The following is a 4,280-nucleotide window of genomic DNA, read 5'->3' as shown; positions in this document are numbered from 1 at the left end:
TTTTAAATGAAAGTGGAAAAATACGTGCAGGCGAGCTGACAAGCAGAGTCATCAAAAAAGTAGGAAATGAAAAAATGGTATATAGAGAAATAAGTGCCCTTGTAGAATCGGGCGAGATTGGCAAAAAAATGTACAGTAAATCACACATAGAATATGAATTAAGTAATGTATCAGAAGCAGTGAACAGCCAACTCAAAAGTGTACATAATGAGATTGAAAGTATTTTTGAGGAAATTAAAGAATTTACAGAATTAATACAACAAAATAAAATCGAGTATCAAGAAAGACTAAGAATAACAATTCATTTCATACATATCGTCCAATCTACAGATGCTGTTATGAAATTACTATCTCATTACCCCACATTTAAAAAAGATAGAATGTTTTCACAGATTACTAGAAAAATCAATGATTGTTGGGAAAATATAATGAATGGAATTATACATCAACCTGAAGAAGAATTTCTAAATGAAGTAATAGCAAATTTGAGAATGTCACAGATCGGACTACAAAGTGTAAACTAAACAAACAAAATTTTGAATTATGAGTTTTATGATATTTGTTTTAATTTATCAACTACAATTTTAAAAATTTCTTCATTATCAAGCAAAATATATGGTAAATTATTTTCTTCGCACGCTTGACCACTTTCAGTATCGCGTGTAACTAGAATCATGTTATTCTCTTTTGCAAAGCTGATTACAGAATAATCAGTACGCAATTTGTGTCCATCTGTACGTAATTTTTTAACACTATATGCTTCATATCCCATTTTAGAAAGTTTTTCATCCCATCCGTCATCCATTTCATCAATTAGTATCTTCATTGTCTTTGGCATGAATAAATCAAATCAAATTTCAATATTAGTGTAAATATTCTTTTTTAGAATACATTCACATAATTATGAATTAATTATAGAGATTCAAAGAATAAAATCAATAATAATTAATTTACTATAGGTTAATCACGGCAACTTTGGGATATTTCATATAGTTTGTCACAGAATGACTCCATCCTACTTGGTATTACCCCATCGAACCAAGAAAGTTCTTTATCTATATTATATCCATTAAATGAGGAGTTTGGTTGGGAAGTAGATTTGATAAAGTCAATTTCATTTTCAAATAATTGTTTTATCTGATTTTTGCTCTCTAAACTTAGATCATAGTTACAAGGCATTAAATCAATTTGAACGTAATAATTTCCATTACTTGGATTTATTCGTGCTTTAATGAACGGTTGATTATTTTGCTGACATTCTCTATAGTGCCTATCATATTCAAACATTTTTGAATCTGCTATGAATTTTTTCAGAGACATTTTAGAAAATATGAATTGATAACATGAAAAATATTAAATGCCAGCAGTGATTTTTTTAATTTTTGTAATTATTCGAATTTTTGTATCTATTGGCATTTCAGGTTCCATTGTAAAGTATACAATATTTTTTTTAGTGTAAATCACCATCTGAGTTATTTTTTCTCGTTCTACATGGACATATCGTACCTTTCCCAAAGATCTATCAAATTCCTTTCTCATTTTTCTTCTCTGAGCTACTTGTTGACAGAAATGTTCTTCTTCTTTTTGGGTTTTAAGAGAAGTTTTTCCACTTTTCATAATACCTTCGCGTATGTTGCCTTTAGGATCAATGATTGCTGCAAAACGCATCTTAGGATCTAAGTTAATCATAGATTCAACGATTTTTAGTAGATCGACTTTTGGTGCTGCCATCATTAAAATTATAAAAATTTACCAATATAATCTATTGAAGTACTGTAAAAATAGACAAGTTCTAATCATAAGAAAATTTTTGATGTTTTAGGATTTAATCAAAAAACTTCAGATATAGATTAAAAATTTTAAAAAATTATCGATGTTTATTAGATGGCATAAAAATAATTTACTTGTGAAAAGTGGAGTAGTAATAATTATCGCAGGAGGAATAATGGTATTATCGGGATTGTTCTTATTTTATGTTGTTCAAATTACTCCTGAAATTGAGCCATTTTTTAGAACAATGAAACATGCTGGAACATTTGTAGGATTATTAGGTATGGGTGTAACATTGGCAGGAATTTTATTGTATCTTATCAATAGAAATCAGCCTCAAATTCAACAAGATTTTGATGTAAAAGAATAGTATTGCTAGTTATTGAAAATAAATGTAAATCATAAAAATATATACATTACACGCTAGATAGAATTTTTTTGAATTCATCTACAGAAACTACAAACTTACACAACTTACAAAATAACACTTCTTTATTTGCCATATCACGTAAGGCAGTAGGGATTTTTCCACAATAAAGGGATGATCTAGTACAATTTGGACAAGATGCAAGTAATGGTTCCATACCAAATTCATTTTGAATATTCATCAATGGGATAATGCATTTCTTGTATATTAGTAACAAGTAGAAATTATACTAGTGGTAAGTATTTAAAAAACTAGAAACAGTAATAGAGAAATTATAATAATACAAAAGTACAAGATTAAAAATTGTCTGAAAAAATTTGGCTTGGTTCAATTTTTCTAAAAGATGAAGGTGGATACAAGATAGTATTAAAATCGCTTGAACATTATAAAAAAAGATTAAGAACCATAGGAAACAGTCCAGAACTTAAAGACTCATCAGCCATGTTTGGATCATTACTCCAACAGGAAGCAATGAAGACAATTCCAAAAATAGATGAAACTATTAAAAAAATACATGACGGACTAACAGATGAAAAAAGCACTTAATTTGATGGTAGGAGATTCATCATTTTTAGTTAAAGCACTCTTGTGTTATGATGCAGATATAAAAAAAGCACAAGATTCAGGTCATGAATATTTTTTAAAATTAGTAGGGGATTTATCCCAAATTAAGAACCATCCAATTATGATCAAAAATGCATTAAATAAAATTGAGCAGTTTTCAGATTCATAATCCTTGAATGTACCAATCCAGATAAGGTTTCAGGTTTTTACAGTAGTTTTTTCTTCTCTATTGCATCATTTGTGCCTAAAATACCCTGAATTTTTCCATTAAGATAATTTTGAGTAATTTCACTTTTCAGGTTGGATTGAATTTGAACCAAAATTTCAACAATTTGTTCAGGAGTGGTGTTATCGAAATTATTTTGAATGTTTACAACTTTTGTCTCTTAATGACATTGAATTATTTGAATAAATCCAGTTATTATTTTATTTGATAGGATATATTTTAAATAATATCATCATCATTCCATGTAAGGCGAAATTTTCCCACTACTTGGAAAATTTGTAATTTAGCACCTTTTTTAAATTTCAATTTATAGGAGTTCTGAGATGTATCATAAACTTCAAGTGAAACATTATCTGTAATTGTTTCAAATATCACAGGATTACTTGAAACTTCTTTCCATTCATTTGGTTCAAAATCAAGATAGAATTTTGTATAAAGGAGCCCCATTTTCAAATATTATTAAACAAGCCAGAATAAAAATCAGATAGTCAACATAAGACTTGAAACCTTATTCTGGATCTTGGTAATTTCTAGGCATGCTTGTACTAAAAAAACTCATAATTGTAGGATAAATAGTGTCAAAGTCTTTATCATTATTAACAACAGTAAAAAGCTGATGAATCATTTGTTGAATTTCTAGATGTTCATCACGATACAAAGTTTTTTGAGGGTTTTTGTTGGAATCAAGAAAGGTGAATCCATTATCAGTCAACATTAAATCTTTTAATAAAGAAGTAGATAAAACGATTTTTTCATTTACATCTTTATGTTGATATGATGATTCAAGTTTTTTTAAGTGAGTTTTGATATTGTGAAATGAAGTATTTGTGATTCTCTCTACATGTTGTTGGAATTTGTCAGGATAATTTAATGTTGGAAAATAGAATTTCATATTACCTTTTTTTTGTACACCGATAATCTCTTTTTCGAGTAAAGAATCACGGGTTTTTTCAAAAGTTGCTTTTGCCATACATTCAGGTACAATCATTGAAATGAGTGCATTATGATGTTTGTCAGGATATTTTTTAATATACTCTAAGATAATTCTTTCACGCTCATACAAATCTGAAGTGGGCTCAAGATAGGTCATTCTTACTAGGTCGACCTATAATATACAGGTCATATATTTATCAATATTGGTCATAATTAGATTTAATTTTAGATAGACAGATTTTTAGAAATTTTAAGAATAATATGTTTCAAAAGATGTAAAAAAATAACCACAATAATTCGCCATTAATTCACCAATAATTCACCAATAATTCACCAATAATTCACCAATAATTCACCAAT

10 protein-coding genes are annotated in these 4,280 nt (G+C 28.1%); 4 read left to right on the top strand and 6 right to left on the bottom strand.

Annotated elements, in window-relative coordinates; all coding sequences use genetic code 11:
* Positions 1-524: hypothetical protein (locus tag BG20_RS08725; protein ID WP_010194016.1), on the top strand; the 524-nt coding region annotated here is incomplete at its 5' end.
* 26 nt (positions 525-550) lie between these two features.
* Here BG20_RS08725 and BG20_RS08720 read toward each other — a convergent pair.
* The 3 genes from BG20_RS08720 to BG20_RS08710 form a co-directional block, all read right to left on the bottom strand.
* Positions 551-838 carry a DUF5615 family PIN-like protein gene (locus tag BG20_RS08720; protein ID WP_010194014.1) on the bottom strand — a complete coding sequence of 96 codons (288 nt, stop codon included), beginning with the start codon at positions 836-838 and terminating at the stop codon, positions 551-553.
* Between the two features lie 122 nt (positions 839-960).
* The gene (locus BG20_RS08715) at positions 961-1,287 is read right to left on the bottom strand and encodes a hypothetical protein (protein ID WP_238527583.1); all 327 of its coding nucleotides are present in this window, start codon (positions 1,285-1,287) and stop codon (positions 961-963) included.
* Positions 1,288-1,353: 66 nt separating this feature from the next.
* Positions 1,354-1,731, bottom strand: a complete 378-nt coding sequence (locus BG20_RS08710) for a DUF6659 family protein (protein ID WP_048097186.1) — start codon at positions 1,729-1,731, stop codon at positions 1,354-1,356.
* 142 nt (positions 1,732-1,873) lie between these two features.
* Here BG20_RS08710 and BG20_RS08705 point away from each other — a divergent pair, with 142 nt between their 5' ends.
* Entirely contained in the window at positions 1,874-2,140 is a 267-nt protein-coding gene (locus BG20_RS08705; RefSeq protein WP_193353041.1) for a hypothetical protein, read from the top strand.
* 46 nt (positions 2,141-2,186) lie between these two features.
* Here the strand turns inward: BG20_RS08705 and BG20_RS08700 are convergent, their stop codons facing one another.
* Positions 2,187-2,378, bottom strand: a complete 192-nt coding sequence (locus BG20_RS08700) for a hypothetical protein (protein WP_010194006.1) — start codon at positions 2,376-2,378, stop codon at positions 2,187-2,189.
* Positions 2,379-2,500: 122 nt separating this feature from the next.
* On the opposite strand from BG20_RS08700, the gene BG20_RS13410 reads away from it, so the two are divergent.
* Positions 2,501-2,743 carry a hypothetical protein gene (locus BG20_RS13410; RefSeq protein ID WP_010194004.1) on the top strand — a complete coding sequence of 81 codons (243 nt, stop codon included), beginning with the start codon at positions 2,501-2,503 and terminating at the stop codon, positions 2,741-2,743.
* A complete protein-coding gene (locus BG20_RS13405) occupies positions 2,727-2,930 on the top strand; it encodes a hypothetical protein (protein ID WP_010194002.1) in 204 nt (67 codons plus the stop codon). Before BG20_RS13410 ends, BG20_RS13405 begins: the two co-directional genes overlap by 17 nt.
* 276 nt (positions 2,931-3,206) lie before the next feature.
* Here the strand turns inward: BG20_RS13405 and BG20_RS08690 are convergent, their stop codons facing one another.
* The gene (locus BG20_RS08690; RefSeq protein ID WP_010194001.1) at positions 3,207-3,434 is read right to left on the bottom strand and encodes a hypothetical protein; all 228 of its coding nucleotides are present in this window, start codon (positions 3,432-3,434) and stop codon (positions 3,207-3,209) included.
* 61 nt (positions 3,435-3,495) lie between these two features.
* Positions 3,496-4,077: a hypothetical protein gene (locus tag BG20_RS08685; protein WP_010193999.1), complete on the bottom strand. Its 582-nt coding sequence runs from the start codon at positions 4,075-4,077 to the stop codon at positions 3,496-3,498.
* Between the last annotated feature and the right edge of the window lie 203 nt (positions 4,078-4,280).

It is taken from the genome of Candidatus Nitrosarchaeum limnium BG20 (genome assembly GCF_000241145.1).
Taxonomy (GTDB): Archaea; Thermoproteota; Nitrososphaeria; order Nitrososphaerales; family Nitrosopumilaceae; genus Nitrosarchaeum; species Nitrosarchaeum limnae.
The sequence above is the reverse complement of the archived record's forward strand: the minus strand, read 5'-3'. Positions and strand labels throughout refer to the sequence as shown.

Bases quoted from the DNA above. Each gene is read 5' to 3' on its own strand.
- BG20_RS08710 (WP_048097186.1), bottom strand. From the start codon at position 1,731: ATGGCAGCACCAAAAGTCGATCTACTAAAAATCGTTGAATCTATGATT.
- BG20_RS08715 (WP_238527583.1), bottom strand. From the start codon at position 1,287: ATGTTTGAATATGATAGGCACTATAGAGAATGTCAGCAAAATAATCAA.
- BG20_RS08720 (WP_010194014.1), bottom strand. From the start codon at position 838: ATGCCAAAGACAATGAAGATACTAATTGATGAAATGGATGACGGATGG.
- BG20_RS08685 (WP_010193999.1), bottom strand. From the start codon at position 4,077: ATGACCTATCTTGAGCCCACTTCAGATTTGTATGAGCGTGAAAGAATT.
- BG20_RS13405 (WP_010194002.1), top strand. From the start codon at position 2,727: ATGAAAAAAGCACTTAATTTGATGGTAGGAGATTCATCATTTTTAGTT.
- BG20_RS08690 (WP_010194001.1), bottom strand. From the start codon at position 3,434: ATGGGGCTCCTTTATACAAAATTCTATCTTGATTTTGAACCAAATGAA.
- BG20_RS08700 (WP_010194006.1), bottom strand. From the start codon at position 2,378: ATGAATATTCAAAATGAATTTGGTATGGAACCATTACTTGCATCTTGT.
- BG20_RS08705 (WP_193353041.1), top strand. From the start codon at position 1,874: ATGTTTATTAGATGGCATAAAAATAATTTACTTGTGAAAAGTGGAGTA.